At 64.9% G+C, this 25,696-nt stretch carries 20 protein-coding genes; 8 read left to right on the top strand and 12 right to left on the bottom strand.

Translation table 11 applies throughout. The features are described 5' to 3' along the window. Positions 1 to 15 precede the first annotated feature (15 nt). Positions 16 to 1,179 carry an acyltransferase family protein gene (locus FAZ97_RS02435; protein WP_158757019.1) on the bottom strand — a complete coding sequence of 388 codons (1,164 nt, stop codon included), beginning with the start codon at positions 1,177 to 1,179 and terminating at the stop codon, positions 16 to 18. 314 nt (positions 1,180 to 1,493) lie between these two features. On the opposite strand from FAZ97_RS02435, the gene FAZ97_RS02430 reads away from it, so the two are divergent. From FAZ97_RS02430 to FAZ97_RS02420, 3 genes are all read left to right on the top strand, one after another. Further along, positions 1,494 to 2,891 (top strand): sulfite exporter TauE/SafE family protein, encoded by a 1,398-nt coding sequence (locus FAZ97_RS02430; protein ID WP_158757018.1) that lies wholly within the window; start codon positions 1,494 to 1,496, stop codon positions 2,889 to 2,891. Beyond that, positions 2,888 to 4,117, top strand: coding sequence for a glycosyltransferase (locus FAZ97_RS02425; protein WP_199272066.1), 1,230 nt, complete (start codon positions 2,888 to 2,890; stop codon positions 4,115 to 4,117). Before FAZ97_RS02430 ends, FAZ97_RS02425 begins: the two co-directional genes overlap by 4 nt. Positions 4,118 to 4,402: 285 nt before the next feature. After that, entirely contained in the window at positions 4,403 to 5,554 is a 1,152-nt protein-coding gene (locus FAZ97_RS02420) for a polysaccharide biosynthesis/export family protein (protein ID WP_158757017.1), read from the top strand. Between the two features lie 89 nt (positions 5,555 to 5,643). On the opposite strand, the gene FAZ97_RS02415 is transcribed toward FAZ97_RS02420, so the two are convergent. Then, complete coding sequence (locus FAZ97_RS02415) at positions 5,644 to 6,339, bottom strand: DapH/DapD/GlmU-related protein (protein WP_233271614.1); 696 nt, start codon at positions 6,337 to 6,339, stop codon at positions 5,644 to 5,646. Positions 6,340 to 6,575: 236 nt separating this feature from the next. Here FAZ97_RS02415 and FAZ97_RS02410 point away from each other — a divergent pair, with 236 nt between their 5' ends. After that, entirely contained in the window at positions 6,576 to 7,205 is a 630-nt protein-coding gene (locus FAZ97_RS02410) for a hypothetical protein (RefSeq protein WP_158757016.1), read from the top strand. A gap of 58 nt (positions 7,206 to 7,263) precedes the next feature. Here the strand turns inward: FAZ97_RS02410 and FAZ97_RS02405 are convergent, their stop codons facing one another. From FAZ97_RS02405 to FAZ97_RS02370, 8 genes are all read right to left on the bottom strand, one after another. After that, positions 7,264 to 8,658 (bottom strand): glycosyltransferase WbuB, encoded by a 1,395-nt coding sequence (locus FAZ97_RS02405; RefSeq protein WP_158757015.1) that lies wholly within the window; start codon positions 8,656 to 8,658, stop codon positions 7,264 to 7,266. Between the two features lie 210 nt (positions 8,659 to 8,868). After that, positions 8,869 to 9,828: a GDP-L-fucose synthase family protein gene (locus tag FAZ97_RS02400; RefSeq protein WP_158757014.1), complete on the bottom strand. Its 960-nt coding sequence runs from the start codon at positions 9,826 to 9,828 to the stop codon at positions 8,869 to 8,871. A gap of 6 nt (positions 9,829 to 9,834) precedes the next feature. Further along, positions 9,835 to 10,953, bottom strand: a complete 1,119-nt coding sequence (gmd, locus tag FAZ97_RS02395; RefSeq protein ID WP_158757013.1) for a GDP-mannose 4,6-dehydratase — start codon at positions 10,951 to 10,953, stop codon at positions 9,835 to 9,837. 89 nt (positions 10,954 to 11,042) lie between these two features. Continuing rightward, a complete protein-coding gene (locus FAZ97_RS02390) occupies positions 11,043 to 13,274 on the bottom strand; it encodes a polysaccharide biosynthesis tyrosine autokinase (protein WP_158757012.1) in 2,232 nt (743 codons plus the stop codon). Between the two features lie 62 nt (positions 13,275 to 13,336). Then, positions 13,337 to 14,728: an undecaprenyl-phosphate glucose phosphotransferase gene (locus FAZ97_RS02385; RefSeq protein ID WP_158757011.1), complete on the bottom strand. Its 1,392-nt coding sequence runs from the start codon at positions 14,726 to 14,728 to the stop codon at positions 13,337 to 13,339. A 41-nt stretch (positions 14,729 to 14,769) separates the two neighbouring features. Continuing rightward, positions 14,770 to 16,278, bottom strand: a complete 1,509-nt coding sequence (locus FAZ97_RS02380; protein ID WP_158757010.1) for a mannose-1-phosphate guanylyltransferase/mannose-6-phosphate isomerase — start codon at positions 16,276 to 16,278, stop codon at positions 14,770 to 14,772. 89 nt (positions 16,279 to 16,367) lie between these two features. After that, positions 16,368 to 17,372, bottom strand: a complete 1,005-nt coding sequence (locus FAZ97_RS02375) for a GlxA family transcriptional regulator (protein WP_158757009.1) — start codon at positions 17,370 to 17,372, stop codon at positions 16,368 to 16,370. A gap of 223 nt (positions 17,373 to 17,595) precedes the next feature. Next, the gene (locus FAZ97_RS02370) at positions 17,596 to 17,847 is read right to left on the bottom strand and encodes a hypothetical protein (RefSeq protein ID WP_158757008.1); all 252 of its coding nucleotides are present in this window, start codon (positions 17,845 to 17,847) and stop codon (positions 17,596 to 17,598) included. 152 nt (positions 17,848 to 17,999) lie between these two features. Between FAZ97_RS02370 and FAZ97_RS02365 the strand changes: the two genes are divergently transcribed. The 3 genes from FAZ97_RS02365 to FAZ97_RS02355 all read left to right on the top strand — a co-directional run bounded on the left by FAZ97_RS02365 (position 18,000) and on the right by FAZ97_RS02355 (position 21,962). After that, the gene (locus FAZ97_RS02365) at positions 18,000 to 19,985 is read left to right on the top strand and encodes a hypothetical protein (RefSeq protein WP_233271613.1); all 1,986 of its coding nucleotides are present in this window, start codon (positions 18,000 to 18,002) and stop codon (positions 19,983 to 19,985) included. A gap of 190 nt (positions 19,986 to 20,175) precedes the next feature. Continuing rightward, on the top strand, positions 20,176 to 20,628 hold the full coding sequence (locus FAZ97_RS02360) for a GDP-mannose mannosyl hydrolase (protein ID WP_158757007.1): 453 nt from the start codon (positions 20,176 to 20,178) through the stop codon (positions 20,626 to 20,628). 329 nt (positions 20,629 to 20,957) lie between these two features. Beyond that, positions 20,958 to 21,962 (top strand): GlxA family transcriptional regulator, encoded by a 1,005-nt coding sequence (locus FAZ97_RS02355; protein WP_158757006.1) that lies wholly within the window; start codon positions 20,958 to 20,960, stop codon positions 21,960 to 21,962. A gap of 127 nt (positions 21,963 to 22,089) precedes the next feature. Here FAZ97_RS02355 and hmpA read toward each other — a convergent pair whose 3' ends face one another. Both hmpA and FAZ97_RS02345 read right to left on the bottom strand, forming a co-directional pair. Continuing rightward, positions 22,090 to 23,292, bottom strand: a complete 1,203-nt coding sequence (gene hmpA / locus FAZ97_RS02350; RefSeq protein WP_158757005.1) for an NO-inducible flavohemoprotein — start codon at positions 23,290 to 23,292, stop codon at positions 22,090 to 22,092. A gap of 209 nt (positions 23,293 to 23,501) precedes the next feature. Then, positions 23,502 to 24,083 (bottom strand): cob(I)yrinic acid a,c-diamide adenosyltransferase, encoded by a 582-nt coding sequence (locus FAZ97_RS02345; protein ID WP_158757004.1) that lies wholly within the window; start codon positions 24,081 to 24,083, stop codon positions 23,502 to 23,504. Positions 24,084 to 24,274: 191 nt separating this feature from the next. Here FAZ97_RS02345 and FAZ97_RS02340 point away from each other — a divergent pair, with 191 nt between their 5' ends. Further along, complete coding sequence (locus tag FAZ97_RS02340; RefSeq protein WP_158757003.1) at positions 24,275 to 25,690, top strand: FAD-binding oxidoreductase; 1,416 nt, start codon at positions 24,275 to 24,277, stop codon at positions 25,688 to 25,690. Positions 25,691 to 25,696 lie beyond the last annotated feature (6 nt).

Here is a 25,696-nt window from a genome sequence, read left to right as displayed (position 1 = left end):
ATCAGTTCGACCCGCTTACGCAACGCCTTCGATCTTGTGGTCCGCCGCGCTCGCGTTGGGGCGCTCGGCAGGGACGGCCCCGCGCGAGTCGGGGAACATCGCCTCGCGCAGACGCAGGAACGGGAACTCGACGGCGCGCGTGGTGAGATAGCCCAGCACCGCAGCGATGAAGAACTGCGCGAAGATCACGACCGGCCAGGCAGCAAGCGGCGGCACGCCGAGCGCGCTCGCCTTGTGGATCAGATAGTCGCCGGGCGCGAGCGCAAGCGAATGCCAGAGGTAGATGCCATACGAGTACACGCCGAGCCACGCAAGCCCGCGATACAACCACGTCGTGCGCAATTTGCCCGAATGTTCGAGCACGAGCATGATGAGCGCGCAAAAGCCGATGGCCTGAATTGTGTAGCCGACGCTCTCGTCCAGCGCGACGTCGGGCGTGGCGAAGATGAGCCAGGCGAGGAGCAGCCCCACCGCCGCAAAAAGCCAGCGCTTCTTCGCCACGAGCATGCGCCACACTTCGGGCTTCATCCAGTAGATGGTGGCGAGTATCACGCCGATCAGCAGGCTGTCCATGCGGTACTGCGTGTAGTTGAACGCCCCGACGAGATCGCCGTGCGCGACCGCGATGCAACGCACGCTCAGGACGATCGCGCAGAGGCCGGCCATCACGGCGATCAGCGCATTCGCGCGCAACCGGAAGTGCGCGAGCAGGATCAGCAGTGCGGGCAGGAACAGATAGAAGTGTTCTTCGACAGCGAGGCTCCACGTTTGCGCAATGGAGGTGCCGAAGTAATTCTGCATGTGCGTGAGGTTCTGCCAGAGGAACGTATCGGGACGATGGCGGCCCGCCAGCAGATGAAACAGGATGAGCGCGTAGTACGCCGGCCAGATCTTGAAGATGCGCCTCACGATGAAACGGCGCGCGCCGATGTGGCCCGTTTGCGAGTATTGGCGCAGCAGCAGCCCGCCCACGAGAAAGCCGCTTAGTGTGAAGAAAAGGTTCACGCCTTCATGGCCGAAGCTTTTCAGCGGGTACTCGATCGCGCTCACCCAGGGATGGCCCGTGCGTACCGTGTGGAAGTGGTAGCCCATCACCACGAAGATCGCAATGCCACGCACGAAGTCGAGCTCGACGGAACGCCCTTTCGTCGACTGCTTCACTCCGTCCAATAGCTTCATGACCGTTCCCTCGCTTTCGTCCGTGCCGGATTCTTGCGCAAGGCAGACGATGGAAAACTTACTCCTGCCGACCCCATGATGAACACAGGCGCCGTGCAGCGTGCGCCAAGTTCCCGCCGTTCTCGGCCAGGTGTGTGGGCCATGCCACACGCCAAATCAGAATTTTTTTCCTGCCGCCACAACCCTGCCGCTTCCCGCCACGCGCATGCGCAAGCCGCTTGCGGCGTTTTATATTGAATCGAGCCAACGTGTGCGGCGCGCATGTATTTTGCGCAGCGTATGCGACCCTATGCACCGCACCGGGAGGAACGCCGATGCGAAACAAACATGCTGCTCTGTGGCTCTGGGTGTGCCTTGTGCCTCTCGCTTTCGACTATAAGGCCCCGGATTCCCAGTTCGGCCACGGCGCGCAATGGCTGGCCGTCATTCCGGCCCTGGCTGGCGCGCTCATTCTTGCGATGATCGGCCCGCGCTTCGCGCGTCCGACGCGGTTGCGCTCGTTCGTCACGGGCGCACTCGTGGCGAGCCTCGTCGGCAGCCTCATTGCGCAAGTGCTGCAGCACAATCCGGTCGGCCAGTACCTGCGCGTGATCCTGCCGTTCCTGCTGTTTGCCATCGGCTACTGGGCCATGTGCCGCCCGTGGCACCCCATTCGCGTCATGCAGATGCAGCGCGCGCTCTATTACGCGAACGTGCTGTGTCTCGTGTTTACGTTCTTCTTCGGCTTGCTGGCCGTAGGCGGGCCGCTCGCCGACATCCGCTTTCGCATTGTCTCGCCGACCATGCTCGCGCTGCAGGCCATGCTGTTGCACCAGTTCATCGTTGCCCGGCGCTTCAACATGACGATGGTCGTCGTGTTCCTTGCCACGCTGATCGTCGAGTTGCTGAGCGTCACGCGCAGCCTGCTGATCGCGACCATCCTGCTCGCCATGTTCGCGGCGTGGCTCGCCTCGCCATCGATCAGCCATCTGATCAAATCGTTCTTCCGCACGGGTATCGCGCTTTCCTTCGTCGTGGCGCTGGGCGTGGGGACAGCGTGGCTCTTCCCGTCCATCACCGAACACTGGACGCAGCGCGTCACGGCCGCCCAAAACTCGGATTCCGACCGCGATCCCACCACGGTCACGCGTATTGCGGAGATGCGCGACCAGTACGACCAGGTCACCGAATCGGTGGAGTCGGTACTGTTCGGCAAGGGGTATGGGCACCTCTACCGCTACTCGCCCATTTACTACCAGTACGTGAACCAGACGTTCAGCAAGGACGACTACTTCAACACCAGCGACTGGGTGGCGGGCCACAACTTCTGGGTGTATCAGCTCTACGCCGAAGGCATCGTGTTCGGCGGCTGCATGCCGCTCGCGGTGATCGTCGCGCTGATCGTCGCCGGACGCGCATTCAGGCGCTGGCGCCGCATTGCGCCGCGTCACCCGATGCTCATGCCGCTCAGCATGGCGCTGCTCGTGCTCGCTGCGCTGCCGGGCGCGTCGATCGGCGGCAATCCGCTCGGCACGCGTTTCTCGGGCCTCGTGTATGGCCTCGCGCTCGGGCTCATCGTTTCGCTGTATTCGCAGCTTCACTACCGCATCGACCTGCAACGCAAGCGCCAGCGCCTGCACCCGTCCTACGGGCGCGAGCCTGCCTTCCGACCCACGGCGCCCGCGGCGGCGCCGGTGCCGCTCAACACGTATGCGACTCCGGAGCCCCGATGAAAATCCTGCACCTCGTGTCCACCGTCGACCCGCGTTCGGGAGGCCCGATTGAAGGCGTGCGCCAGAGCGGTCTGGCGATGTCGGCGCTCGATCATCAGATCGAAGTGGCCTCGCTCGATCCGATCGACGCGCCTTACGTGCGCGAATTTCCACTCCCGCTCCACGCCCTGGGCCCGGGTCGCGGCCACTACGGCTACAGCCCTGGCTACGTGCCGTGGCTGCGCGCGAACGCAAGGCGCTTCGACGCGGCGATCGTGCACGGGCTCTGGCAATACCACGGCTTCGGCGCGTGGCGCGCGCTGCGCCACGCCCAGCTGCCGTACTACGTGTACACGCACGGCATGCTCGACCCGTGGTTCAAAGCGACCTATCCGCTCAAGCATCTGAAGAAATGGGCTTACTGGCCGTGGGCCGATTTCCGTGTGCTGCGCGACGCCGCCGCCGTGGTCTTCACGACCGAAGAAGAACGCCTGCTCGCGCGCGATTCGTTCTGGCTGTACCGCGCGAACGAGCGCGTCGTGCCGTTCGGCACCAATGCGCCCCGCGAGGACCCGGACACCTTGCGGGAAGCCTTCCTGCAAGAGTCGCCGCATCTGCGCAACAAGCGCATCGTCCTGTTCCTCGGGCGCCTGCATCCGAAGAAGGGCTGCGACGTGCTGGTTCAGGCGTTCGCCGAACATGCGCGCGAAACGCCGGATGCGCATCTGCTGATTGCGGGTCCCGACAAGAGCAACTGGCAGCCCGCGCTTCAAGCGATGGCGCAGTCACACGGCATTACGCACCGCATCAGTTGGCCGGGCATGCTGCAGGGCAACCTCAAGTGGGGTGCGTTTTTTGCCAGCGACGTGTTCGTGCTGCCTTCGCACCAGGAGAATTTCGGCGTTGCCGTGGCGGAGGCGCTGGCGTGCGGGTTGCCCGCCCTGGTCTCGGACAAGGTCGGCGTGTGGCGCGAGATCGATGAGGATGGCGCGGGTTTCGTCGCGCCCGACACGGTCGCCGGCACGCAGCGCAACTTCGCGTCATGGCGCGCGCTCGACGAAAGCGCGCGCGACGCGATGCGCGCGCAGGCACGGCGCACGTTCGATGCGCGCTTCGCGATGGACGGCATGGTGCGCTCGCTGCTGGGCTTGTTGCAGGAACATCCGTCGCACGCAGGCGCACGATTTCGCGCAGGGCGCCCGATGAGCGCCATGGCGCAGGGCGAGCCCGCCGAGCAAACCGAATAAGCGGAAAAGCAAAAAAACGGTATCAGATAGCGGTAATGGCAGGGATTGGCAGGGGTGACGAAGCAACGCAGCCGAAGCGTCATAACGAGTCGAACGATGAGAGCGCGTTGCACTATCGTGGCGATGTGCGAATCCTGTGAGTAAGGGGGCAACACTATGTTAGACAGCACACCTGATTGTTCTGGCGGCGAGACCGTGGATGCAACGGCAGCAACCGCAACGCCGCCCGCGCGCAGTTTGCGTAGAAGTTTGCACAGGTTATCGGCAGGCCGCGCACGGGCGGCCATGTCCGCAGCGGTGGCCATCGTGGCGGCCGCAGCCCTGATCTCGGGCTGCGGGCTCTCACCTGGCATGACGGCGCCGTCGAGCGTCACGCAGGCGAAAGCCGCCACCGACGCCGCGCGCACGGGCGGCAACGGGGGGGATCAACCGCCGCCGGGCGCGCTCGTCGAGATCAACAATGCGTTGGTCGCCAAACAGGCGGCGGACAGACCGACGGCAGTCCCAACCAACGTCGAGTCGCTGTTCGGCACGCCCAAGCCCTACACGCTCGGGCCCGGCGACGTGCTGAGCATCGTCGTGTGGGATCACCCCGAGATGAACCTGCCGACGGGCGGCGGTGGCGGCGGCAACGGGTCGCAGGACCAGAGCGCGAGCCAGGTGCAGTCGGGTTATACCGTGGACTCGACGGGCGCGATCCAGGTGGCCTACGTGGGGCCGATCCACGTAGCGGGGCTCACCGAAATGGAAGCGCGCAACCTCGTGGCGAGCAAGCTGGCCTACTACCTGAACAAGCCGCAGGTGACGCTGCGCATCGAGTCGTACCGCAGCCGGCGTGTGTATGTGGACGGCGAAGTGCGCACGCCCGGCCTCATGGTGCTCAACGACATGACGATGTCGCTGCCCGAGGCGATCAATCGCGCGGGCGGCTTCACGGCATCGGGCGACCGCTCGCGGGTTAGCGTGACGCGCGGCGACAAGACGATCATGGTGAACATTCCCGACATGATCAAACAAGGTGTGAACCCGGACAAAATCCTGCTGCAGAACGGCGACCTCGTGCGCGTGTATTCGGCGAACGAAAGCCGCGTGTTCGTGCTGGGCGAAGTCGGGCACCCTGGGCCGCTGCCGTTCGATAACGGCCACCTCTCGCTGAACGACGCGCTAGGCAACGCGGGGGGCATCAGCCAGGGATCGGGCGACGCCTCGCAGGTGTACGTGGTGCGCGGACAGAAGGAAGGACACCGCACGGTCTTCCACCTCGACGCGTCGACGCCGGAAGCCATGGCCACGGCCGACGAGTTCGACCTGAAGCCGAACGATGTGGTGTTCGTGGATGCCTCGGCGCTCGTGAAATGGAGCCGCGTCATCAACCTGATCCTGCCGAGTACGCAGGCAGCCGCAGCGGGCCGGGCGGTGGGTTACGGCGGGTACTAGCGGGTCGTGTTCGTGTGAGTGCGAGTGTGAGCAGGCCTTCGGGCCCGCTCGCTCATACCGCGAACCCAGTCCGGAGCCGCCTCATGGCCTCATGGCCTGGGCGGCTTGCTCTCCTCGAAACGCCAGCGGATAAAGCGGCACGGATTGCCGCCATACACACCGCCAGCTTCCAGCGAGCGATGGACGACCGAAAGCGGCGTGACGACCGCCGAGCGTCCGATCGTCACGCCCATCTGCACCACGCATTTCGACGAAACCCACGCGCCGTCCTCGATCACGATCGGCGCGACGTGCAGGTCCATGTTCGTGCGCATGTCGTGCGATCCCGCGCTGAGAAATGCGCCTTGCGAAATGCAGACGTTCGAGCCAATGCGCACGGGCGCCTGGTTGTAGATCCACACGTCCACGCCAATCCAGCAGTTGTCGCCCATTTCCAGATTCCACGGCGCCTTCACACGCATGGGGTGCACGAGGCGGCAACCCTCGCCGACCTTCGCGCCGAACAGGCGCAGCAAGCCCACGCGCAGCGCGGAGAGCGGCAGCAGGCGATTGTCGAGCACGCAGGTCTCGACCAGATACCACGCGGCTTGCACGAGCTTGCCCCGGCGTGCGACGAAGTTGCCCTTGCCCGCACGGCTCAAATCGATCACGCGGATCTCAGCGCCCGCAGACTGCGCTGCGGCTTGCGGCGGTGCGACGCCCGCGGACGGTGCCTCGCCAGCGCTGCGAGTGGCCGCGCTGGCGTTCTCATTGAGGGTTCCTAACCCTTCGACCGCTTCCGTCATGAACGCTCCTTGCCCATCCGGGTCGGTTCTTTGCGGCTGCCCTGCTTGCCGGCGTGTCGCGCGCCCCGCAGAACGGACAATGGGCGGCAGCACGCCACGATCTCATTATCCGGCGGCCTGCGCAGCGCCTCTCGCGCGTGGCCGACGCGGCAGGGGTTTTGGCGCAGCGGGGCGACGCTGCGTGGGCAACATGAAGGCTTGACGCCGCATGATTCGCGGCGCGCGGGATCCATGCCATGGCCAGTTTCAATCGACATCAGTTTGCGCCCTACGTGCTCGCCGCTGCGCTGCAAGCCGCGTGTGCCGCATGGCCGTGCGCGGTGTTTGCACAAAGCGCCCCGTCTGGCACATCTGGCACCTCAACCAGCGGCTCTTCCGCGACTGCGAATGACCCGAGCAGCCAGGGCGACACCCTCGGCAACGCCGTGCAGCGCCAGCAGCTCGACGAACAGCGCCTGCTCGGCGGTCCGGGCACTTCGGACAACCCATACAGCGTGACCCCGTACAGCAGCAACGGCGCTTCGCCAGACGACGCGCAAGACGCGCTCACGAACGAAAAGCACATGCATGTCGTCACGCCAGGGGATTACGCAGCGAGCGAGGCGAACGCCTCGGGTGGCAGAGGCAGCGCGTCGAGAAGCGGCGGCACGAGCAGCAGGATCGGCTCGAACGGCAGGTCTCGCGCCGGCAACGCGGTAGCGCGGGGCTCGGCAGGCATCTCTTCGGGTGGACACCGGTCGAGCGCCGGATACGACTACGGCGCAAGCCAAACCTCGCCTACCGCCCAGGTCTACGGCAATCCGTACAGCAGCCCGTACGGGTCGCCGGACCAGTCCAGCTCGGAACTCTACAAGTCGCCCTGGTAAGCTCTACTGCCGGGCAGAGGCGGCCCAAGGCCGCCACCACGACCTTTGGCGCTGTCGATCACACATCGGACTGCTCGACTTCCGGCAACGTCGATCCGCCTTTGCCTGCTTGATGCGCGGGTTCTTTTGCCGATTGATCCGCGCCTCGCTGCGTCGACGAAGCAGAAGCGCCACTTGCCACGGACTGCGGCTGCGCTCGCGACTGACCCGACGGCTCGATACCCTCACCCGCAAGCGCGGCAAGCCTCGCTTCGAGCACCTCGAAGATCGCTTGCGGCGAGAGCATGCGCTTCGCGTAGCGCCGTGCCGCGCGGCCTAGCGCGGCGCGGCGCTCTGGGTCGCCGGCCAGTTCGACGATCGCCGCAGCCAGCGCCTCGCCATCCTCGGGCGGCACGACGATCCCGTGATCCGAGACCACGTCGAACAGACTCGTACCGGGCCGCGCCATGGCGATCACGGCACGCCCGCTCGCGAGCATGCCGGTGAGCTTAGAGGGCATCACGAGGTCGGCGGCGTCGTTGCGCTGCGGCAGCACGTGAATATCGGCCACGTTCAGCAGCTCATTGAACATCGACGCGGGCTGCAGCGGCAGCACGTGGCAGTTCGCAAGCGGCTGGCAACGCGCTATCAGGTCTCGTTTGGCCGCGCCGTCGCCGCAGAACACGAAGCTGACATCCGTGCGCGCGGCGAGCGCCGTTGCGACGTCCGCGAGGATTTCGATGCCCTGCTTCGCTCCCATGTTCCCCGAGTACAGCACGACGGTGTTCTCCTGCGGGATGCCGAGGCGCCGCCGGAACGCGCTCGGATACGGCAGCGGGAAAATCGCCTGGGTATCGACCCAGTTCGGCAGACACGCGGCACGCGAGGCGTCCACGCCCTTCTCGATGGCGCGCTCGACCATACGCGCCGAAATCGACGAGACGGCGTCGAAGCGCCGCAACAGCCAGCGTTCGCCGGCGAGCGCCACGCGCCCGAGACGCGATCCCTGGCCGCCCTTGAGCAGCCCCAGATCGAATGCCGCATCGACTTCGAAGTCCTGAATATGCAGCCAGCTGCTCGCGCCAACGGCGCGCGCGAGCATCAGCGCGCCAGGCGCGCAAAAGAGTGTCGGCACGATCAGCATGACAGCCTCCGGCCGCCACGCCGCGAGCCGCGCGAGTAGCGGCAGCGACGAAAGCGCGAAGCTCGCCAGGTGAACAATGCGTTTGAAGCCGCCCTGCTGTGAAGGCACCCACAGCGGCGCACGCCAAACGCTCACGCCGCGCAAGGTTTCGCGTGTGTAGCGCCCCGCGCGATAGCCGTCATGCACGCGCCACTGCGGGTAATAAGGCGGCGCGCAGATCACGCGCACGTCATGGCCGTGCGCCGCGAGCAGCTCCGCCATTTCGGCCGTGTATTTGCCGACGCCTGTCACTTCCGGCGCGTAATTCAGTCCGTAGATCAGGATTCTCATTGCGTTGCTTCCGTCCCTGAACCGCTTTTGAACTGCTTGTCTACCGCTTTCATTCGACTCGCGCGCCGAGCGAAAAAAAGCGGGCGCCGTGCATCCGGTCCGCGCACGACGCCCACCACCAACCAGACGCCTCTTCCCTTTCGTCCATCGAGCCGCTTGGAGCCGCTTGGAGCCGATTATTTTGCAAGTCATCGGTCCCGTAAGGCCGCATCAAGCCCGCATGCCCGCCTCGTATGCCGGCGCTGCGTAGGTTTGAAGAAAGTCGTCGTAGGTGCGGGCGAGCCCCTCCTGGAGGCCAATGTGCGCATGCCAGCCCAGATCGCCGAGGCGCGACACGTCGAGCAGCTTGCGCGGCGTGCCGTCGGGCTTGGTCGAATCGAATACCAGTTCGCCGTCGAAACCCACCACGTCGCACACGCGCTGCGCGAGATCGTGGATCGACAGGTCCTCGCCCACGCCGACGTTGTAGACGCCGTCGCCGGTCTCGTGCTCCAGCACGAAGATCGTCGCGTCGGCGAGATCGTCGACGTGCAGAAATTCGCGGCGCGGCCTGCCCGAGCCCCAGACGGTCAGCGTGCGCTGGCCGTTCCTGCGCGCCTCGTGCGCCTTGCGGATCAGCGCGGGCAGCACGTGACTGCTGCCGAGGTCGTAGTTGTCGTTGGGGCCGTACAGGTTGGTCGGCATGAGCGAAACGAAATGCGTGCCGTACTGGCGGTTGTACGCTTCGCATAACTTCAGGCCCGCGATCTTTGCGATGGCGTAGGCCTCGTTGGTCGGCTCGAGCGGCGAGGTGAGCAGATACGTTTCGCGGATCGGCTGCGGGCATTCGCGCGGATAAATGCACGACGAGCCGAAGAACACGAGGCGCTGCACGCCCGCGTTGTACGAAGCCCGGATCACGTTGGTCTCGATTGCCAGGTTATCCCAGGCGAATTGCGCAGGCTGCGTCGAATTCGCCAGGATGCCGCCCACGCGCGCGGCCGCGAGCAGCACTGCGTCGATGTTCTCGCCTTCGAAAAAGGCGTCGACAGCGGCCTGATCGGTGAGGTCGAGCTCCCTGTGGGGTCGCGTGACGAGGTTACGGTAGCCGTGCGCCTGCAACGCGCGCACGAGCGCCGAGCCCACCATGCCGCGGTGGCCGGCTACGAAGATTCGCGAGTTCTTGTCCATGGCGTCTCACTCGTGATGTTCGAGAGCCTTGAAGCCGGCCAGCGTAACGAGCGCGTCGCGCCGGGCGGCCTGATAGTCGGCTCGCACCATTTCCTTGACCAGCGCGTGAAACGAGGTGGCCGGCTTCCAGCCCAGCTTCTCCTGCGCCTTGGACGCGTCGCCAAGCAGCGTCTCGACCTCGGCCGGACGGAAGTAGCGCGGATCGACACGCAGGATCACCTGACCCGCTTCGAGACGCATCTCGCGCGAGTCGACGTGGTCGACAACGCCGACCTCTTCCACCCCGTTGCCCTCGAAACGCACCGTGATGCCCAGTTCCGCCGCCGCCGCGCGCACGAAGTCGCGCACACTGTATTGCACGCCCGTTGCGATCACGAAGTCCTCGGGCTGCTCCTGCTGCAGCATGCGCCATTGCATGTCGACGTAGTCGCGCGCATGACCCCAGTCGCGCATGGCCGAAAGGTTGCCGAGATACAGCTCCTTCTGCAGCCCGACGGCGATGCGGGCAATCGCACGCGTGATCTTGCGCGTGACGAATGTCTCGCCGCGCTGCGGCGACTCGTGGTTGAAGAGAATGCCGTTGCACGCGTAGATACCGTAGGCCTCGCGGTAGTTGACCGTCGTCCAGTACGCGAACAGTTTCGCGACCGCGTAAGGGCTGCGCGGATAGAACGGCGTGGTTTCGCGCTGCGGCACTTCCTGCACGAGCCCGTACAGCTCGGACGTCGAAGCCTGGTAGAAGCGCGTTTTCTTTGCGAGGCCGAGAATGCGGATCGCCTCCAGAATGCGCAGCGTGCCAAGGCCGTCCGCGTTTGCGGTGTACTCGGGCTCGTCAAACGACACGGCCACATGACTTTGCGCGGCGAGGTTGTAGATCTCGTCGGGCGCAATCTCCTGGACCACGCGCAACAGCGCTGTGGTGTCCGTCATTTCACCGTGATGCAGATGGATGCCTGGCTCCGAGTCATGTGCATCGCGATAAAGGTGATCGATGCGGTCCGTGTTGAAGAGGGACGAGCGGCGCTTGATGCCGTGCACCTCGTAACCTTTGTTCAATAGCAGTTCTGCCAGATACGAACCGTCCTGACCGGTGATGCCGGTAATCAAAGCAACTTTACGAGCCATTGCCATCGTTCTCTCCTCGCGTGCGCGAAATGGGATTCGGTGGTTTTCATCATCGACGGCCAGCCCGAAAACCGGCCGTCAACCTGCTTCTACCCTGAAACACTTTCGTAACCGTAGTACCCGCCGCGATACCCGCCGCCGATGAACGCGCCGGTCTTCGGCACGTCGGTGAGCAGCACGCCGCGCAGATTCACGCCGCCGATGCGCAGGCGCTTGACCGTTTCCTCGAGCTCCGAAATCGGGTGGCGGCCGTGGCGGATCGCGAGCAGCGTCGTACCCGCGTAGCGTCCGATCACCGTCGAGTCGGTCACCGCGAGCACGGGCGGCGTATCGACGATCACGAGGTCGTACTTGGCGCCGAGTTCTTCGAGCAGCGACTCGAAACGCGGGCTCATCAAGAGCTCGGACGGATGCGAGTGCAGCGAGCCCTTGGCGAGCACGTCGAGGCCCGGCAGCACCTCGTGCTGGATCGCGCGCTCGAGTTCCGCGCCGAGCAGCACGTCGGAGAGGCCCGGCTGGTGCGCAATGCCGAAGTGCGAGTGCACGTCGCCGCGCCGCATGTCGCCGTCGACGATCAGCACGCGCTTTTGCACCGAGGCGACCAGCGCGGCGAGATTGACCGAGAGGAACGATTTGCCGATGTCGGGGCGCGAGCCGGTGAGCATGACGATGTTGTTGCGCGCGTCGTTGAGCGTGAGCTGCAGCGAGGTGCGCAAGCTGCGCACGCCTTCCACCGCCACGTCCTGCGGGTTCTGCTGCGCGAGCACGTGCAGGCCGCGCCGGCGCGAGGTCACGTGATGCTGCAGCCGCAGTTGCTGCGGGCTGCGCGGCACCACGGCGAAAACCGGCACGCCGAGCGCCGCTTCGAGTTCGTCGGGGCGCTCCACGCCGCCGTATAGCGACTTGCGCACGAACGCGACGAGCACGCCGAGCACGAGACCCGCGCCGATCGCAAGCGCGATCACGAGCAGCTTCTTCGGACGCACGGGGTCGTCCGGCGCTTCGGCGAAGTCGACGACACGCACGTCGCCGACCTGGCCCGCGCGCGCCACACGCAGTTGTTGCGCGCTGTTCAGCAGGCTCGTGTAAAGCTCCGTGCTCACGTGCACGTCGCGCAGGAGGCGCACGGCGGACTGCTCCGTATCGGGCAGTTGCGCCACGTTACGCGTGAGCTGCGACTGCGCGGCTTGCAGCGTGCCGATCTGCGCGTCGAGCGACTGAACGGCCGGGTGATGCTCGGTGAAACGCTGTGCGAGTTCCGCGCGTTGCTGGCGCAGGTCTTCGAGACGGATCTTGTTGTCGCTCACCTGCTGCAGCAGCAACCGGCTTTCTTCGCCGAGATCGACGGTGCCGTGCTCGTTACGGAACTTGTTGTACTTCTGCTCGGCCGCGTCGACCTGTGCGCGCAGTTGCGGCAACTGGTCGTCGAGGAACGCGAGCATATGTTCCGCTTCGGCCGAACGGCTCGCGATGTCCTGCTTGATGAACTCGTGCGCCACGTTGTTGAGGATCGCGGCGGTCATCTTGCTGTTATGGCCTTCGAGACTCGCGCGGATCACGCCGGACTGCAGGCCGACTTCCTGTATTTCGAGCGCGTGCTCCAGGCGGTCGACGGTCGTGAGCGTCGAGGCGCGCGTGAGCAGGAAAGGCGTGCCGGGCGCGCCGCTCAAGCTGTCCACGTGCAGCGCGATCGGCCCAACCGACGTGTTGGCGCTCACGTCCTCGCCCACGCGGCCCTGCAGCAGCGGAATGCCGTCGGGGTCGCGCAGCGTGAACGTGCCGGGCTCGTCGCCGGCGACAAGCGTGAATTCGCGCTCATACATCGCTTCGGGCGTATCGAAACGCGACACCGTGATCTCGCCGCCACCCCATGCATAGCCGGACGGGCGCATGAAACCGGGCAGCTTTTGCGCCCAGGGCGAGCCCATGATGCCGGAGAGCATGCCGCCAATCACGGGCATTTCCCGCGGCCGCGCCGAAATGTCGAGGTGCAGCTTGCGCACCGTTTCCTCGGTGACGTTGCGCGACTTCAGCATTTCGATCACGCCGTTCGCCGTCGACTTCTCGTCGAACATGCCTGTGAGCGGCGGCAGGCTGCTGTCCTTCTTGCTGGCGTCGCCCTTGTCGACGAGGTGGAACAGCACGTCGGCACGATAGGTCGGCGTGGCGAGGAAGGCATAGGCCGCGCCCAGCAACGTGACGGCCAGCGTCACGATCGCGATGGCACGCCAGTTCGCCACCATCGTTTGCAGGTAGTCGCCTAGGTATCGCTCGTCGGCGGCTGCTGCGCCATAGTAAGCGCCGTCATAATTCATCGCCATCTTGCTTCTCCCGAAACCTGGTATTGCTTGCTCGTGATGCTTGCCCGAATGCGCCGCAGCGCTCAGTACGCGTTGCGGCCAACCAGCCCGTGAACGACCGTGGCCGCGATGATGCGCATGTCGAGCCAGAACGACCAATGCCCGAGGTAATACAGATCGTGCGCGACACGCATTTCCATCTTTTCGAGGCGATCGGTTTCGCCGCGAAATCCGTTGACCTGGGCCCAGCCGGTAATGCCCGGCTTGATGCGATAGCGATGGATATAGCCCTTCACCACGCTCTGATAAAGATCGTCGTGCTCGAGCGCATGCGGGCGGGGACCTACCACCGACATATCGCCGCGCAGCACGTTGTAGAACTGCGGCAATTCATCGAGACTCGTGCGGCGCAGGAACGCGCCAATACGCGTCACACGCGGGTCGTGGCGCGTCGCCTGGCTCACCGTGCCGGGCGCTTCCTTGTGCTCGCGCATCGTGCGGAACTTGTAGATCGTGAACACGCGGCCGTCGGCGCCCTTGCGGCGCTGCCTGAACAACACCGGCCCAGGCGACGAGACCTTCACCGCAATGGCAATACCGATGAGCAGCGGCATGAGACTCACGAGCGCAAGCGCCGCGAACACGCGATCGAACATCGCCTTCTTGAACTGCGCGCTCGCGGGTAGCGGCGAGGCGACGAGGTTGATCGCGGGCACGCCGAGCAGCTCGATCACCGTACTGGTGTCGAACAGCGCCAGCGAGCGCACGTCCGGTATGAAGCGGATGTTCACGAGGTCGTTGCGAAATTCGCTCACGAGGCGCACCACCGTGCGTTCCTCGGCAAGCGAAAGGGCGAGCCACAACTCGTGCACGTCGTGCTCGCGGATGTACTGCGCGAACGCCTCGATCGTGTCGCACACCGGCGCATCCTTCTCGCTGGCGGGGCGCGCCGACTGCGGCATCGTGTTGTACAGGGCGCTCGCGCGAAAGCCGGAGCCGGGCTCCGCGCCGATGCGCCGCACGATCTCGTCGCACTGCGAAGCGGACCCCGCAATGGCGACCTGGTGGAGATTCATGCCCGCGCGCCGCATATGCGAAAGCACGCCGTGCGCAAGGAAACGCCACGTAATGAGCAAGCCGCCCGCAAGCGCCGTCCAGTAGGCGAACCACAGGCGCGAAACGACGTCGACATGATGCATCGTCGAATACATCGAAATCAGCGCGCAGCCCTGCACGACGAGCCAGGCGAGCGACACCTGACCCGCGAGCAGCGCCTTCGAGCGGCCGCGCCATGACTGGTAAAGCTCGAACGCCGGAAAGATCACGAGCGCGAAGGCCGCGGCGAGCAGCACGAAGGCTTCGTTCACGCCGCGCGGCACGACATCGTCGAAGCGGATCTCCGAAGCCACGCTCGCGCCGATCATCACGGCAGATACGTCGAGCACTCTCGCCATCAGGTTTTGTAGCTCGCGCATGCTTTCTCCCTTTTTTCTCCCTTTAGGCCGTGCTGCTTGCCTCAACCGCAACGGCCATACGTATCGTCGAAACGGACGATGTCGTCCTCTCCCAGATACGCTCCAGACTGCACCTCGATGATCTCGAGCGGCACCTTGCCCGGATTTTCCAGGCGGTGACGCACACCGAGCGGAATGTAGGTGGACTCGTTTTCCGTCATAAGAAAGGATTCCTCACCACGCGTGACGAGCGCAGTGCCGCGCACGACCGTCCAGTGCTCGGCGCGATGGTGATGCAGTTGCAGCGAAAGCCGCGCGCCCGGAGTGACGACGATGCGCTTGACCTGAAAGCGCTCGCCGGAATCGATGGAATCGTAGAAGCCCCACGGACGTTGCACCTTGCGATGCGAAGCCGCCTCGGGCGCGCGCTCGGCCTTGATGCGCGCCACGAGCCCCTTCACGTCCTGCACTTTCGAGCGGTCGGCGACGAGAACCGCGTCGGCGGTCTCGACCACCACGAGGTTCGACGTGCCCACGCAAGCCACGAGCCTGCCGTCGGAATGCGCGTAAGTGGCAACCGCCCCTTCGAACACCACGCGCCCGCGCCCGACATTGCCGTCCTCGTCTTTTTCCATCGCGGCCCACACGGCGTCCCACGAGCCGAGGTCGGACCAGCCCGCATCGAGCGCGACCACCACGCCCTCCGGCGTCCAGCCATTGCTGCCCGACAGCCGCTCCATGACCGCATAGTCGATCGAGTCGGCGGGCGCGCCCTTGAAGGCCTCCGGGGCCGGACGGAACACAGCGCCGTCTTGCGTACCATCGACGAATGCCGCGAGGCACGCTGCATGCATGTCGGGCTGCAGCGAGCGCAGCGAGTCGAGCCAGACGCTCGCGCGCATCACGAAGATGCCGCTGTTCCACCAGTAGCCGCCTTGTGCAACGTATTGCGTGGCGAGTTCCGGCGCGGGCTTTTCGACGAACCCGTCAATGCGATGCGCGCCGTCGGCAATCGCCTCGCCCACACGGATGTAACCAAACCCCGTTTCGGGCGAGCGCGGCGGCACGCCGAGCGTCACGATGGCGCCGCGCTGCGCGTGGCGCGCGGCGCATTCGAGCGCGCTTTGCAGCGCCTGCGCATCGGCGATCGCATGGTCCGAAGGCATGACGATGAGAATCGCGTCGTCACCGTTCGCGCACGCGAGCGCTGCAGCGAGTGTGAGCGCCGGCGCCGTGTCGCGCCGCGCGGGCTCGACCACGAGCCGCGCTTCGATACCGCATGCATGCAACTGTTCGACGATTACGAAGCGGTGTTCTTCGCCACATACGACGATTGGCGCGCTCGCGACCTGCCACTCCGACGAAAAGCCGTCGAGCCGATGCACGGTTGCCTGCAGCAGCGTATCGCTGCCCACCACACCAATTAGCTGCTTAGGGAAATGTTCGCGCGACATCGGCCACAAGCGCGTACCGGAACCGCCGGCCAGCACGACAGGCACGATGCGCGTACACGCTGAGGCTTCGACGCGCGCCTGACTCTGGCCCTCCTGAATCGATGATCTTTCATTCATCTTCGGACTCCTTCATATCGGGCAGGATCACCTCGGCTCGCGAATAGCGACCCCGTTTGTAACGAAGTGCGACCGTTGTTACCGCGGCGTTACGAGACTGCTACGCCGGCCTCGCGGCGGCTTTGCTCGCGGTATTCGGTGGGCGAAATCATCATGCGCTTGCGAAAGATCTTGGCGAGGCGATCGCCATTGCCCATGCCGGTGCGGCGCGCGATCTTGTCGACCGGCAATTCCGAATCGGTAAGCAGGCTGCAGGTAATCGCAAGGCGCGCATGCAACAGGTAGTCCGATGGCGTGATGCCCATCTCCAGCTTGAAGCGGCGCAGAAAGTTGCGCTCGCTCATCGCGGCGACCTGGGCCGCGTCGGCTATCGATATGGCGCGCTGACAGTTTTCCTGCAGCCAACGCGCGGCTGCACGCACTTTGTCAGCCGGTGCGCTGCCAAGCGCGTCGCCCAGAAACGGCAGCAGGTTGCCGCCTGAATCGGGCATCAGCCGCTCAGTCACGGCGCGCGCAACGTCCACACCGAGGTCGCGTTTGACAAGCGTGAGCGCGCTCTTCATCGACTCGAGCCGGTCGCCGGCGTCGCCGCCCGCTTCCTCGCGGCCCGTTTGCACCGCGTACGAGCCGAACTCGTGCTGCGTGCGCTGGCCGCACAGACTCGCCGCCTCGAGCAGTGAACGGCCTTCACCAATCGGACGAATGGTGCCGGTATTCGCGTGCACGCGACGCAGCCATGCGACGAGACGCTCGTCGTTGGCGGCCGCAAAGGCGCCCTTGCCACCCGCCACGAACAGCGCGTCGAAACCGACGTAGTGGCGTGCATCGAGTCCGTCTGTCCAGACCCGTACCGACGACGAACACGTCACGTTGCCGCCATCGGCCGACAGGATGCTGACATCGTAAGGCGAGTTGCGAGCGGTGTCTGTCGAGAGTTCGTTCGCTACATGAAACACTTCAGCCACAATACCGGCGCCGAGGAGCGAACAACCATCGAACAGCAGAATTGCGATATGACGCACCTCTCGACTGATGCCCGCGGTCACGAGATGCGGGCGGCTGAACGACGGTAAATCCAGACTTGCGTACGCCATGCTTTTCCCCTAAACAATCCCCCGTATCAAGCGAAAAGTCCCGGTAATAGCATTTCGATAGCATTCCATGTGCAGTGCATCATATGCAGAGAAAAATTCCTGCAACGACGACTGACCGAAACTGGCGAGACATTGGCGCATTTAGTCCGGTCGAGGACCGATTAGAGGCTTGGCGCCAAGTCGAATGACAAAACGCAAACTGCGTGAAAGGCAATTTGTTCGATTACATCGAATTAGGCAAAAGTGCCGGATAACCGTTACAGGCCGGTATTTTCGCCTTTGTTACGACAAAATCGTTCGATGCCTTCCGATCGATGCGTGCGCATGGGATGGAAGAGAAACGAGCAATAAAAGACTGCGCCTCTATTCGTCTGATTAAATGATGTTTAAGAAGCTTTGCGCCCGGATTTCGAGCATGCGTTGCGGATTTTAAACCTGTTAAATCCTGTTTGCGCCGCACAATAAAAAAATTCACAAAAACCCTCCTTATATGATTGGGCTCCGCGAGCACTGCACAACTCTCGCGCGGGGCTTCGAGTGAAAATTGCGCAAAAAGCCTGGAGGCTGGCGTCAAACGACTTGCTCGAACAACTAGTCTTACCCTTTCATGCTGTGAGGAACCTGCCAATGACATTGCGCCTCGCCCTTGCATCCGCATTCGTGACGCCTCGTTGCGCGCGCCGCTCGCGCGCCCGCTCATGGGTGCCCGCTGCAACACTTGCGCTCGGCTTCATCGGCATTGTTTTCCCGGCAATGAGTTGCCGCGCCGCCGACGGGCCCGTTTGCAGGAGCGCCGGCAGCCGCGCGACGGCAGACGCAGGCGACGATCCCATTTCGGCCGATACGCCCGGCAGTGACGGCACACGGCTGTATCCGCGCGGCAAGAGCGTGCGTATCGACGTGACCACGCGCGCCACGCGCGACGACAAGGTGCAATGGCAGATCACGGATACATGGAGCCGCCCGCAGGCAAACGGCAACTTCACGGTGGCAGCCGGCCCGCACGTCACGTCACTCACCTGCACGCTGCCGCAGGCGGGCTATTTCGCGTTTTCGGCGTCGCTGGCTTCGCAGCCGGCTACCGGTTTGCCCCAGCGCGGCACGCGGCCGGCGGGTATCGCCACCTTCGGCGTGCTGCCCGATGTAAGCGCAGCACTGCCTGCCCCCACCTTTGCGCGCCAGGACCTGCACCGCTTCGGAGGACAAGGCTCCGCATATATCGCGCCCGGCCAGCATTGCTGCGGCGGCGACGGCTTGCGTCCGCTCTACACGGACCTCGGTCTTGCGTGGGCGAACGACAAGCGCGGCTGGTACGTCATGGAACCGAAAGGTCCCAATACATTCGATGCTGCCGCCTCCGAGCTCGATCTGCAGTTCAAGCCCGGCGACATCATGCGATTGATCACGCTCGATGGATTTCCCGCGTGGGCGAGTCCGAACGGCCAGGAGACCCACAGCTACCTGCCTGCTTCGCTGGCCCAGTTGCGCGATTACATGTCGCGCGTGGGCACGGAATCCGCACGCATCCGCGCGCGTGTCTTCCCGCGCCAGGCGCACAATTACTATCAGGTCACATGGGAGCCCGACAAGGACGGCGGGCTGCCGTGGAAAGACACGGACGCGCATTTCGTCGATCTCTACAAGACCGTCTACGAGGGCATACACGCCACCGACCCGTCGGCGATCGTGATGGGCCCAACCTATGCAGGCGTGCAGGGCAACACAGAGTGGCTCAAGAAGTTCGCACCGTTTGGCATTGCTAAATATATCGATGGCGTGACGATCCACGGCTACTACGATTTCGGCACGAGCCCTTCGCATCCGCCGGAGCGTTTGTACGGCGCACCCGAAAAGGGCACGCTTTCATTGCCCGAAGCCATGCGCGAGCTGCGTTCGACCATGCGCGACATGCTCAAGCCCGGCGCCCCGCTGTTCGTGACCGAAACAGGTATTAGTTACGACATCGGTACGAACTACGCGGCCAACTATCCCGATGCGCAAACGCTCTACGCTCAAGGTGCGGTCGTAGCGCGCGCGCACCTCATCCTGCTCGGCGAAGGCGCCGACACCACCTTCATCTTCTATGGAGCGGACATGCCGGAGACGACGCCCGGCTATGGCGTGTTCTTTGAACTCGAGCATCCGAAGGGCATGTACGGCGCGTCGAACATCAGCCCGAAGCCGGCCGCGCTCGCGGTTGCGACCATGACGAGGCTGATCGACGGTACGTATACACTCGGGCCGCTGCGCGGCACGCCCGCGCTCGTCTATGCTTACGCGTTCGCACGTCCGGGCGGTAGCCGCAACAAAGACAGCAAAGGCGGCGGCAAGGTGATCACTGCGCTATGGAGCCACGACAACGCGCGCTGGAGCGCGAAATCGGGCTTCGATGCAACGCGCGCAACGAACTACACGCTTCAGGTGGACGCACGGGGGCGCTCGGGCCAGGTCAGCGTCTTCGACATGATGGGCAACCCGACCACGATGACCTACAACGACGGCATGCTCCCGCTGCGCCTGACCGAATCGCCCGTCTATGTGGTGTCGGACAACGCCGATGTCGCCCGCGCGAACGCCGTTACGCCCGCCGGCTACGTTGCGCCGAAGCCTTGAGCGCATGGGCGGCGACCCGCATCTTGGCCCACGATAGCGAGACTTAGGCGGCTGCGGACAGTGCAACGCGATATTGACCCGCCTAGACTGCTCTTGAACGCGACGCCTGATTGTCGTGGGCCGCGCGCGCACCGGCTGCGCTCGAGTCAAACATATCGACACGACAGATACCCCACGGATCCGCTCGTCCATGCTGTCGCCTACCGAATTCCTCGAGGTGGTGCGGCTCGCGCCACTTGTCGGGATCGACCTCATCGTCGCTGACGCCGACGGCCGCGTGCTTGTGGGCGAACGACGCAATCGCCCGGCGCGCGGCAAGTGGTTCGTGCCCGGCGGCCGCATTCGCAAGGACGAATGGCTCGACGCCGCGTTCACGCGCATCGTCGAAACGGAACTCGGCATTGCGGGCATGCAGCGCTGCGCCGCGCGCTTCGTCGGCGTGTACGAGCATCACTACCCCGACAACTTCGCGGCTGAGAACGGCATCGGCACGCACTATGTCGTGCTGGCTTACGCGTTCATGCTGGACAGCACCGTGCCGGTCGGGCGCTTCGACCAGCACAGCCAGTACGCATGGCTGTGGCCGGAGGAACTGCTCATGCGCGATGACGTGCATAAGAACTCGAAACAATACTTTTGCTGAAAGCGCGCCAGTTTCAGCCATGCACGCGCTTTGCGTTGTCCGCGCGGCCTGCGTGAAGCTCATGCGCGGCGCGCGTGCGCCTTCGTGCGCCCCGCGGCGACCTGGCCCAACGCGCGGCCAGGACCGGCCCCGCCTCCCAACGCATATCGAGCCATTCTGCCAACTTCTCGGCATTTTCAGACTGCGCCGTGCGCCAGGGGCTCACCGGCCTATCATGAATCCCGAGAGCGTGATGTGACCGCATGTAACAGCCCCTCGCTGCCGGACCGGGCACGCGGCGCAAAAACGCAACGTACTCCTGCGAATCCTTTCTGCGCGAGGAACCGGCCATGTACATCGACAGGGTGGTCTGCCGGCAAGCCGCTTTCCAGCCGCGCGGCGCTCACTTGAAGTTCGGACACGTGGCCAAACGCATAGGCATCCTGGTTTTCGAGGGCTTCCCGCTCGGGGATGTGACCTTGCTCGCCGATGTGTTTCGTCTCGCGAACGACGCCTGCGCCGACACGCTTCCTGCTTATTCGGTCGTGATGCTTTCCGAACCTGGCGGCAACGTGGCCAGCGGCTGTGGCCTGCGAATATGGTCCGAGAGCCTGCATGGCCCGCTGCGCAGCGGCTTCGACACGCTGTTCATCGCAGGCGGCCCCGGTGCGATGCAGGCACGCGACAATCCGCGGCTCGTCGCGCGGCTCCAGATGCTCGCCCCGAAAGTGCGCATCATCCGTGCACTCGGTGAGGGACGTGCCGTGCTCGCCGCCGCCGACGTGCCCTTCCTGCGCACGGGCGGCAATACGGCAAACTCGGCGCAACGGCTGCGCCGCGCGCTGGAAGCGCGCAACGCCGGCGCTTCGGTCGTGACGCCTTCCGAGGCGCTCGTCGCGGCGCTCAAGGTGGTCAAGCGCAATCACGGCGTGGCGCTCGCGCAGCGCGTTTCCGAGGACTCGATGCCGGGCTCGTGGGAACGGCTCGGCCCGATGCTCGACGACGGCGAGGCGGACAGCGCAAACGGCAAGATCAACTCGGCCGCTCACTGGCTGCGCGAGAACTACCATCAGCCGATCTCGGTCGCCGACGCGGCACGCGTAGCGCAGATGAGCATGCGCAACTTCCTGCGCCACTTCAAGACGCACACGGGCCTCACGCCTTCCGAGTATCTGCTGCGCACCCGGCTCGATGCCAGTTGTCTGTTGCTCGCGCAAACCAATCTTCCGATCGACGAGATCGCGCAGCGCTGCGGCGTGCCGCGCGGCGAGCGTCTTGCGCGTATCTTCCGGCGCAGGCTCTCGATTTCGCCATCGGGGTATCGCGCGGTCAACCGGCGGGCCTCGACCGAGTGATCGCAGTTTCACCAGTCGCACCCGTTGCAAATCGATACATTATTTACGGATGCACACGCACGACGCCGCGCTTTCGCGCGGCGTCTTTTTTATTCGGCCTACTAATGGTTTACACCAGTGTGCAGCGTTACAGCATGCCCGAGCCGAAAATCTCCGTGTGAATGCGCGAGGCATCTACGCCGCGGGCGACAAGCGCCTCGCGCTGTTCGCGCATGAACGCCACGGGGCCGCACAGGTAATAGTCGGCGTCGGGCAGCAGCACATCCGCTTCGATGCGGCCGATATCGATGCGTCCTTCGAAGTCGTAGTCCACGCCCTGGCGGTCGCTTGCGCCGACCTCTTCGTAGAACACCGCGCGCTTGACGTTCGGGTACTCGGAAACCGCGTGACGGAGAAAGTCGCGGAATGCATGCACCTTCGCGTTGCGGCATGCGTGGACGAAGGTGACCTCGCGCTTGCTGCGCTCCGCAATCAACGTGGAGAGCATCGACTTCATCGGCGTGATGCCCACGCCGCCGCTCATCAGCACCACGGGCGTCGTCTTCTTGCGATCGAGCGTGAACTCGCCCATCGGCGCGCTCACGTGCACCACGGCCCCCTCTTCCACGCCGTCATGCATGAGGTTCGACACGTGGCCCGGTTGCGCTTCGCCGCGGCCGGCTTCGCGCTTCACCGAGATACGCAGCCACTTGCCGTGAGGGGCGTCCGAAAGGCTGTATTGACGCGGCTGGTCCACGCCGAGCTTGTCGACGAAGCGCGTCACGCTCACATACTGCCCCGGCTCGAAACCGCCTGCGGATGCGCCATCGGCCGGCGCGAGATAGAAGGAGGTGATCTCGTCGCTTTCGACTTGCTTGCGCATCACCTTGAACGGACGGAAGCCGCTCCACGAGGCGCCTTCGTACAGCTTCGCCTCGGTGCCGATCATGATGTTCGCGAGTTGCTCGTAGGCCACGGCCCAGGCGTCGAGCGTGGGCTGGTCCACGGCGTCGCCGAGCACGTCCACGACCGCGCCGAGCAAATGGCGACCGACAATCGGGTAGTGTTCCGGGCGGATGTTCAGGCTCGCGTGCTTGTGCGCGATGTGCGTGACCGCGCCGCCGAGCGCGCCCAGATTGTCGATGTTCGCCGCGTAGGCATAGACCGCGCGTGCAAGCGTTTCGGGCTGACTGCCGCTTTGCTGGTGCGTCTGGTTGAAGATGTTCTTGAGCTCGGGGTGGGCAGCGAACATCCGCTTGTAGAAATGCTTGGTGATCGTGGCGCCATGTTCGGCGAAAACGGGCGCAGTGGCCTTCACGCGGGCCATCTGATCGGCGGTGAGCGCAGTCATTTGCGGCTTCTCCTTGGTAAAGATGCACACAAGATACATCTTTACTGCGACAGCCCGACTCGGGCATTTTGTCGCACCCCAGCAATTTGCGGATTGTGCGAGACGTGAACGCGCGGCGGGTGGCCGCGGGACGGGCTTCGGCAGGGCTTTTGCGATGCGGGAAACAGTCTGTTTCGGACGACAGCGGGACGCAAGCGCCCACTTAAGCCCTACGCGCCGTCGCCCTTGCCCGCGCCGCGGTCGTGCCGCCAGAGCACGTCGCTGCCGCCCGCAGCCCGGTTGAGCACGCGCGCAAGCACGAACAGCAGATCGGAGAGCCGGTTGACGTAGCGGCGCGGCGTGTCGGCGAGCGGCGGGCCCGAATTCGGCGCGGCGCCCAGTGCGACGACAGCGCGCTCGGCGCGCCGGCACACGGTGCGGCACACGTGGGCGAGCGCGGCAGCCCGCGAGCCGCCCGGGAGGATGAATTCCTTGAGCGGCGGCAGCGTGCCGTTGTAGTGCGCGAGCCAGCCATCGAGCCGCGCGAGGTGTTCGTCGGTCACGAGCGTGTGGCCCGGAATGCACAGCTCGCCGCCCAGATCGAACAGGTCGTGCTGAATGGCGACGAGCGCCTCGTGCACGTCTTTGGGGAGCGTCTCGCACAGCAACACGCCGATCTGCGAGTTCAACTCGTCGACGTCACCGATCGCGGCGATGCGCGCGTCGTCCTTGCGCACGCGGCTGCCGTCGCCGAGGCCGGTCGAGCCGTCGTCACCGGTGCGCGTTGCAATCTTGCTCAGTCGATTGCCCATGTTGTGCCCTCCGACGCTGAAAATCCGCGCAGATCGCGCATGACGCGCGCGCAGCGCCGTGTGAGTCGCGCACATCCGGCGCCATTATAGGTTTCGTGCACCGCAGCATGCGGAGCGCGGCTTTGCGCCCCGGACGTTCAGCGTAAAATGGTCCAGGCCAGAAGTCATACCCATACGAAGGAGACACCCGCGTGAATCACCCCGCGCCGCCGGCCCTCGCACGCCGCCCGTTCCCCACCGAACTCCTCGATCAACTGCGCAGCGCGTTCGGCGAACGCGTCTCCATCTCGGAAGCCGTGCGCGCCCACCACGGCCGCGACGAGTCCCCCTTCGACCCGCAATTGCCCGACGCCGTGGTGTTCGCGCAGAGCACCGAGGATATTCAGACCATCGTCAAGCTGTGCGCCCGCCACGGCGTGCCGATCATTCCCTACGGCAACGGCTCGTCGCTCGAAGGTCACTTGCTGGCCGTGCAAGGCGGCGTGTCGATCGACCTCTCGCAGATGAACCGCGTGCTCTCGATCAACGCCGAAGATCTCACCGTGACCGTCGAGCCCGGCATCTCGCGCAAGCAGCTCAATGAAGCGTTGCGTGACACGGGGCTCTTTTTCCCAATCGACCCGGGCGCCGACGCGAGCATCGGCGGCATGACCGCCACGCGCGCCTCGGGCACCAACGCCGTGCGCTACGGCACGATGCGCGAGAACGTGCTCGGTCTGACCGCCGTGCTCGCCGACGGCCGCGTGGTCAAGACCGGCACGCGCGCGCGCAAGTCGTCGGCCGGCTACGACCTGACGCGCCTGTTCGTGGGTTCGGAAGGCACGCTCGGCGTGATCACCGAGATCACGGTGCGGCTCTACCCGCAGCCCGAGGCGGTCTCGGCGGCGGTGTGCGCGTTCCCTTCGATGGCTGAAGCCGTGCGCACGGTGATCGAAACGATTCAGATTGGGGTACCGATCGCGCGCGTGGAATTCATCGACTCGCTCGCGGTGCGCGCGATCAACAAGCATTCGAACCTCACGCTGCGCGAGAAGCACACGCTGTTCTTCGAATTTCACGGCACCGAAGCGGGCGTCGCGGAACAGGCGCAGCTCGTGCAGGAGCTTGCCGCGCAGCACGGCGGCGAAGGCTTCGAGTGGGCCACGCGCCCCGAGGACCGCAGCCGCCTGTGGAACGCGCGCCACAACGCCTACTTCGCGATGCTGCAACTGAAGCCCGGCTGCCGCGCGGTGACGACCGACGTGTGTGTGCCGATCTCGCGACTTGCCGAATGCGTGATCGAGACCGAAACCGATCTCAAGGCCTCGCCGCTGCCCTGCCCGATCGTGGGCCACGTGGGCGACGGCAACTTCCACGTGGCGATCCTGATCGACCCTGACAAGCCCGAGGAGATCGACGAGGCCGAGCGCCTGAACCACCGCATCGTGCAGCGCGCGATCGCGATGGACGGCACCTGCACGGGCGAGCACGGCGTGGGTCTGCACAAGATGGGTTTTCTCGTGGAAGAGCACGGGGCGGACACCATCGACACGATGCGCGCGATCAAGCACGCACTCGATCCGCACAACCTGATGAATCCGGGCAAGATCTTCAGCTGGGCGGCGTAGCCGACA

It is taken from the genome of Paraburkholderia acidiphila (genome assembly GCF_009789655.1).
Lineage (GTDB): Bacteria > Pseudomonadota > Gammaproteobacteria > Burkholderiales > Burkholderiaceae > Paraburkholderia > Paraburkholderia acidiphila.
The sequence above is the reverse complement of the archived record's forward strand: the minus strand, read 5'-3'. Positions and strand labels throughout refer to the sequence as shown.

Excerpts from the sequence above, each read along its gene's own strand:
- FAZ97_RS02375 (WP_158757009.1), bottom strand. The coding sequence starts at position 17,372 with ATGGCGTACGCAAGTCTGGATTTACCGTCGTTCAGCCGCCCGCATCTC.
- FAZ97_RS02400 (WP_158757014.1), bottom strand. The coding sequence starts at position 9,828 with ATGGACAAGAACTCGCGAATCTTCGTAGCCGGCCACCGCGGCATGGTG.
- FAZ97_RS02360 (WP_158757007.1), top strand. The coding sequence starts at position 20,176 with ATGCTGTCGCCTACCGAATTCCTCGAGGTGGTGCGGCTCGCGCCACTT.
- FAZ97_RS02365 (WP_233271613.1), top strand. The coding sequence starts at position 18,000 with ATGACATTGCGCCTCGCCCTTGCATCCGCATTCGTGACGCCTCGTTGC.
- FAZ97_RS02390 (WP_158757012.1), bottom strand. The coding sequence starts at position 13,274 with ATGGCGATGAATTATGACGGCGCTTACTATGGCGCAGCAGCCGCCGAC.
- FAZ97_RS02405 (WP_158757015.1), bottom strand. The coding sequence starts at position 8,658 with ATGAGAATCCTGATCTACGGACTGAATTACGCGCCGGAAGTGACAGGC.
- gmd (WP_158757013.1), bottom strand. The coding sequence starts at position 10,953 with ATGGCTCGTAAAGTTGCTTTGATTACCGGCATCACCGGTCAGGACGGT.
- FAZ97_RS02385 (WP_158757011.1), bottom strand. The coding sequence starts at position 14,728 with ATGCGCGAGCTACAAAACCTGATGGCGAGAGTGCTCGACGTATCTGCC.
- hmpA (WP_158757005.1), bottom strand. The coding sequence starts at position 23,292 with ATGACTGCGCTCACCGCCGATCAGATGGCCCGCGTGAAGGCCACTGCG.
- FAZ97_RS02420 (WP_158757017.1), top strand. The coding sequence starts at position 4,403 with ATGTCCGCAGCGGTGGCCATCGTGGCGGCCGCAGCCCTGATCTCGGGC.
- FAZ97_RS02415 (WP_233271614.1), bottom strand. The coding sequence starts at position 6,339 with ATGACGGAAGCGGTCGAAGGGTTAGGAACCCTCAATGAGAACGCCAGC.
- FAZ97_RS02410 (WP_158757016.1), top strand. The coding sequence starts at position 6,576 with ATGGCCAGTTTCAATCGACATCAGTTTGCGCCCTACGTGCTCGCCGCT.
- FAZ97_RS02435 (WP_158757019.1), bottom strand. The coding sequence starts at position 1,179 with ATGAAGCTATTGGACGGAGTGAAGCAGTCGACGAAAGGGCGTTCCGTC.
- FAZ97_RS02430 (WP_158757018.1), top strand. The coding sequence starts at position 1,494 with ATGCGAAACAAACATGCTGCTCTGTGGCTCTGGGTGTGCCTTGTGCCT.
- FAZ97_RS02380 (WP_158757010.1), bottom strand. The coding sequence starts at position 16,278 with ATGAATGAAAGATCATCGATTCAGGAGGGCCAGAGTCAGGCGCGCGTC.
- FAZ97_RS02355 (WP_158757006.1), top strand. The coding sequence starts at position 20,958 with ATGTACATCGACAGGGTGGTCTGCCGGCAAGCCGCTTTCCAGCCGCGC.
- FAZ97_RS02425 (WP_199272066.1), top strand. The coding sequence starts at position 2,888 with ATGAAAATCCTGCACCTCGTGTCCACCGTCGACCCGCGTTCGGGAGGC.
- FAZ97_RS02345 (WP_158757004.1), bottom strand. The coding sequence starts at position 24,083 with ATGGGCAATCGACTGAGCAAGATTGCAACGCGCACCGGTGACGACGGC.